This window comes from Caldivirga sp. UBA161, from assembly GCF_002506515.1.
Classification (GTDB): domain Archaea; phylum Thermoproteota; class Thermoprotei; order Thermoproteales; family Thermocladiaceae; genus Caldivirga.
Map to the genome: position 1 here is coordinate 1 of NZ_DAXS01000060.1, position 5,332 is coordinate 5,332.

The 5,332-nt window shown below is 41.4% G+C and carries 6 protein-coding genes; 3 read left to right on the plus strand and 3 right to left on the minus strand.

The window, feature by feature from the left end; all coding sequences use genetic code 11:
* The 3 genes from BP896_RS06815 to BP896_RS06825 all read left to right on the plus strand — a co-directional run.
* The coding region (locus BP896_RS06815; RefSeq protein ID WP_291766993.1) for a hypothetical protein at positions 1 to 190 on the plus strand (190 nt) is incomplete at its 5' end.
* Positions 191 to 360: 170 nt separating this feature from the next.
* Entirely contained in the window at positions 361 to 1,953 is a 1,593-nt protein-coding gene (locus BP896_RS06820; RefSeq protein ID WP_291766994.1) for an APC family permease, read from the plus strand.
* Between the two features lie 31 nt (positions 1,954 to 1,984).
* On the plus strand, positions 1,985 to 2,752 hold the full coding sequence (locus BP896_RS06825; protein ID WP_291766996.1) for a tRNA (adenine-N1)-methyltransferase: 768 nt from the start codon (positions 1,985 to 1,987) through the stop codon (positions 2,750 to 2,752).
* A 42-nt stretch (positions 2,753 to 2,794) separates the two neighbouring features.
* On the opposite strand, the gene BP896_RS06830 is transcribed toward BP896_RS06825, so the two are convergent.
* The 3 genes from BP896_RS06830 to BP896_RS06840 form a co-directional block, all read right to left on the minus strand.
* Complete coding sequence (locus BP896_RS06830) at positions 2,795 to 3,598, minus strand: geranylgeranylglyceryl/heptaprenylglyceryl phosphate synthase (protein ID WP_291766997.1); 804 nt, start codon at positions 3,596 to 3,598, stop codon at positions 2,795 to 2,797.
* 33 nt (positions 3,599 to 3,631) lie between these two features.
* A complete protein-coding gene (locus BP896_RS06835) occupies positions 3,632 to 4,003 on the minus strand; it encodes a hypothetical protein (RefSeq protein ID WP_291766998.1) in 372 nt (123 codons plus the stop codon).
* A gap of 114 nt (positions 4,004 to 4,117) precedes the next feature.
* A partial coding sequence (locus tag BP896_RS06840; protein ID WP_291766999.1) for a HEAT repeat domain-containing protein occupies positions 4,118 to 5,332 on the minus strand: 1,215 nt, incomplete at its 5' end.

Below are 5,332 nucleotides of genomic sequence, written 5' to 3' on the forward strand. Positions count from 1 at the left end.
CTTCATAATGTTTAAAGCCACCTTAAGAAGGCCCAGTAACATGAATTTAACAAGGATTAAAATCATTATTCTCATAATTTTACCATTATTGGTAACTAACCTTTATATTTATATGATAATAGATGTGAATCCATGGATTAAGAAGCTTGCACTAACCGTAGATTTATTGTATTTTAGAAAAGTGTCATAATTTGTATTATGTAAAAAGTAATTATTATATTTATAAACCTTTGATACCAACATGGGTAATGTATATTCTCCTCATTAGGTTTATTATTCATGTTAAACTACGTAAAAAAATAAATATATAATGTAATGATTATACGAAACTTTTATAAGTCCAATGCTATTACCCTTTCCATGAGTGGGAATTCTCAAAAACCTGTAAGGCTAAGAAAACACCTAACATTAGTTGACCTTTTATTTATAGGTATAGCTGGGTCAATAGGTGGTGCTATATTCTATGGCGCTCAGAAGGTTGCTGCTAATGCCGGTCCAGCTGGAATACTTGCATATACCCTAGCGCCAATACTATATATATTTGTAGCATTAACTTACTTGGACATAGCCATGGACTTTCCAGAGGCTGGTGGTCCATCTAGGTTTGCAATATACAGTCATGGCCAAGCCACAAGCTTGATAAATGGTATGGCTGACTTAATATGGTATCTCTTCATACCACCACTAGAGTCTTACGTTTTTGTGGCTTTAGTAATTCACGAATTCTTCCCGCAAGTACTTAATCCGGCCACAGGCAACTTAACTCTAATAGGAGGTATTATAGCATTAATTATTATACTACTTATGGTTCCCTTAAACTACTATGGTATAGAGGTTTTTACAGCCTCCAGTAGGGTGGCGGGTTCAATTAAGTATGTGCTTTATGCCTTAATGGCTGTAATTTTCGCAATGGTTACATTGAAGTATAATCCGTATGCCTTAAGGAATTTTACCCAATACGGCGGCTTCATGCCTTATGGCGTAACTGGGTTATTTGCCGCAATGCCCATAGCAATGTTCTCATTTGGAGGTTCTAGGACAATACCGGACTTCGCTGAGGAGATTAAGAATAAGAGAAATTTGATCTATGGACTCATATTCACAGTCATAGGAGAAGCAGCCATTTACATAACCTTCTCTGTACTTTTCATACTCAGCACTGACTGGAAAGCCTTAGGCCTCCCAGAGGGTGATTGGGCTTCACTGCTTAATATTGCTAGAAATCCATACTACATATTGGCTTCAGCATACCACTTACCAATAATGTATGCGCTCCCCATGATTTACTTAACAGTTGCCTTATTTATGGTTGGCTTCGTATACATGGGTGCAGGCACTAGAGTTATGTTAGCTGTTGCGCGGTCGAAATTCGTTAGCCAAAGAATGGGTGAGATACATCCAAAGTACTCGGTGCCATATTGGGCATTAATAGTATTTGGTTTAGTGGGTGCGTTAATATCATTCCTCTTCGCGCCAGTTCCGGGATTATACGCTATAGTTAGCTACACTACTGTTGCAGGTTACATAGGTTTCGCCACGAATCCCATAGCAATGATGGTCCTTAGGCTACAGGGGGCTTCAAAATACCAGGTTCCGGCAGGTTGGTTTGTCTCAATGGTTGCTTTTGCAGTGTCATCATTGATAGTATTTTGGAGTGGGTGGCCTGCTGTACCGTATTCTGTAGCATTGATTACTGCTGCAACATTGATATTTGGATTACTCTACAGGGTTAAGGAGGGTTGGCTTGAGGCTACTTGGTACATTGGCTTCATAGCATTCCTAACATTAATGACTTACATTGGTTCAGATGGCGCATTGAATTTAATACCATACACCTGGGCGACAGTAATAACGGTGGTAGTTGCATTAGCTGTATTTTACCCATTGGGTATTAAGCTTGGCCTTAGGCAGAGGAATTTTGAAGTTCACATTAAGGATCTTGGTGGTGTTTAAGCTTATTAAAGCTTAGTTAATGTAGGTAATAATGGATGTTGTTAAGGAGGGCGACTATGTCTTACTATGGCATAGTAATGAAATTAAGATTATTACTGTTGCTAAAAGAGGATTAGTTATTGGTACTGTTAGAGGTATTTTAAGGTTTGATGACATTATCGGTAAGCCCTACGGTTCAAGGGTGGTTACTAACCTTGGCCATATGTTCTATATTACTAAACCAGATATTACAGACATATTACTTAAGATGCCTAGGGTTACTCAACCAATATACCCTAAGGATACCTCTGCATTATTAATAATGCTTAATGTTAAGCCAGGCAGTAGGATACTTGAAGCAGGCCTCGGCAGTGGGTATACGGCATCATTGTTGGCTATGCATTTGAAGCCGCTGGGTCAATTAGTATCAGTTGAGAGGAATGGTAGATACATAGCTACAGCTAGGAGGACGTTAAGAGTAATGGGGGTTGATGATGTTGTTGATGTTATTCACGGTGATATTGCTGAATTAACTCTACCTGAGTATTACTTTGATTCCGCCCTACTGGATATGGGTGATCCATGGAGGGCAATACCTAATGTTGTAAAGGCTCTGGGGCATGGTGGTAATTTAGCGGTCTACGTACCTACCATTAATCAGGTGGAGAAGGTTATTAGGAGTATGGTTGATTCAAGCCTCATAGATGTTAAGATGATTGAGGTTAATTGGAGGGAGTGGAAGACTACAATTAATGAAGTTAGGCCTAAGACGTGGAACTTGTCTCATACAGGCTTCATAATAGTAGCCAAGAAGCCTTAATTCACATTAAATCCTTAATGCAATGATGAGGCTTTAGCCACATCACTTAACGTTAATTTTTGCGTTAATGCCCTCACTACTATTACTTAGCTTCCTTAACCCACCCCTATGTACAGCATCAACAATGTCCTTAAGCACTACAGCTGGGGACTCCTCAATGACAGTCCCAGTTATTATTACGTCAGCCCCCGCTAAGGCTATTGAGTAGGCTGCCTCAGGGCTCCTTATGCCTCCCCCAACCATCAGTATCTTATTCCTCACAGCCCTCTTAACCTTAGCCACTACGCTGGATGGTACTGGTTCCCTAGCTCCGGATCCTGCCTCAAGGTAAATTGCCGAGAAGCCCATGTAGTATGCAGCCAATGCGTACGCTACTATTACATCCTCCATGTGAAATGGTATTGGCTTAGCGTAACTGGCGAAGCCCGCTGCTCCACCTTCCCCAATTATTATGTATGCCATTGGTATTGGTTCAAGGTTACTGTAGTGTTTAGCCATAAGTACCGCTGCCTGCACTTGGGCCCCAATAATGTAGTATGGATCAGTTGAGTTTAGCACGGAGAGGAATAGTACTGCATCAGCCTTCTTACTTAACCCAGCCACACTGCCTGGAAATAGTATTATAGGTAGTTTAACCTCCTGCTTAACCGCATTAATGTAGTTATCCAGTGTATCCTCATTAACACCGTAGCTGCCGCCAATCATTAATGCATCTGACCCAGCCTTCTCAGCGCCCTTAGCAAGCTCAATAAACTTATCCACTGTTACCTTATCAGGATCAAGTAGCGAGAAGTGTAGTGCACCTTTTTCTGCAAGCTTACTCATCAAGGATTCAAATACGGCCATTAATCATTTTCAGTCAGTGGGAGTTTTAAGTTATTACTCTTCAATGTCAGTGTCAGGCTCTGGAGCATCGAGGTACTCTATGCCTTCATCACTATCTATTATGCCTTGATTCTGTTGATTAGTATTAGTGGTATTAACCTTAACCTCAACCTGCCTAGTGGGCTTTAATTCACCTGCGAAATACTTGTCAACGAACTTATTGTAGTAATCCACGGGTAGTAAGCCATTAACCCTATCGAACACTGCCTCAAGCCCGCAGACACCGCATGTAACCTTAACCTTATTCTCCTTCTTAACCACAGAAACATTAACTGCCACTGACCCACAGTAGGGGCATTGAAACACGGTTGGTAACCTCTTCTTAGGTCTTACCAGCAGTTTACGGGTCTTCCTCCTCTTACCCATGGTTCAAAAAGCATAAAGCCGCTTAAAATACTTTCCCTCAGATAATTCAATGCAATTATAAGTAGTTGTTCATTAGCAATTATCCATTAAAGGAATGCGCCTTTAATATTTAAGTCACCTCCTCTCCAGTTTACCGATTTCCTCCATGATGCGCCTATGCTCCTCCCTAATCTGCTCAATCTCCTCCCTAAGCCTCTGATACTCCACACCCCTCTCAAGCTGATCCCTAATTCTCTTAGCGACCTCCCTAGCTAACCTCCTGATCCTTCCATCAAGATCCCTTGACGCTAATTCATCAAGTATAGGTAATAATGCTGGGTGCTTAACCTCATCTGCAGTTGCAACTACAGCGAACCTAACCCTGAATTGATCATCTCTAGCCAACTCAATTAACCTATCAATGGCCTCCCTCCTATCAATGAATTTACCAAGAGCCATCACTGCAGTAGCCCTAACTAACGTTGGCTTACTGGGCTCAGTATAATTAAGCACTATCTTAAACGCACTATCAGTACCTAATTCACCTAATCCCCTTAACGCACCCTGCGTTATCACGTAGTTAAAGCCCCCATAATCAAGAGCCTTACTTAACTCACCCTCAAGATCCCTAATTCTTAACTTACCTAGGCTCACTAAGGCAGCGTATCTGACGTAATCAGACTCCTTACTATCATTAGCAATACTTAGTAGGGCTTTAGCCACTTCAGCATCACCCTTGAAGTTACCTAAGGCATCAATAATGCTCCTCCTAACCCTAGGGTGCGTGACCCGTTTAAGTAACCTCAGTAACTCTGACTTAGCAAGCTCACCCCCTATCTTACCCAATGCATTAGCCGCCTCAACGGCAACACCCCAGAATGGATCCTTCTCAATAGTTAACGCTAAGGCTTCAACAGCCCTTGGGCTTGCGTTCTTAGCCAGTGCATTAATAGCTTCAATCCTGCACATTACATCATCATCACTTAATTCACTTATTGCCTCCTCAAGTGGCTTATCAAACTGGGTTACCTTAAACACCTTAAACTTGGGGTCAATGCAAATGTACTTTGGTTTACTGGGTGCATTTAAGTGAAGTATATGTTCCTTATCCTCAATGTTCAGTAACCTAACCTCACTATTACCCTCGTAAACGACCTTAACTTCAAGTGGTATTTTATAGATGGGGTATGAGTCATCACCTTGAGTCTGACTTACACTTAACCTAATTGCTGACTCATCAGGGAGCCAACTCCATGAAACCTTAAGAACTGGGTGGCCAGCTGAGTAGACGTATTGTTTAAAGAACCAGGTTAAGTCCTCACCGTAAGCCTCTTCCATGGCTTTTCTGAG

Bases quoted from the DNA above. Each gene is read 5' to 3' on its own strand.
- BP896_RS06820 (WP_291766994.1), top strand. From the start codon at position 361: ATGAGTGGGAATTCTCAAAAACCTGTAAGGCTAAGAAAACACCTAACA.
- BP896_RS06825 (WP_291766996.1), top strand. From the start codon at position 1,985: ATGGATGTTGTTAAGGAGGGCGACTATGTCTTACTATGGCATAGTAAT.
- BP896_RS06830 (WP_291766997.1), bottom strand. From the start codon at position 3,598: ATGGCCGTATTTGAATCCTTGATGAGTAAGCTTGCAGAAAAAGGTGCA.
- BP896_RS06835 (WP_291766998.1), bottom strand. From the start codon at position 4,003: ATGGGTAAGAGGAGGAAGACCCGTAAACTGCTGGTAAGACCTAAGAAG.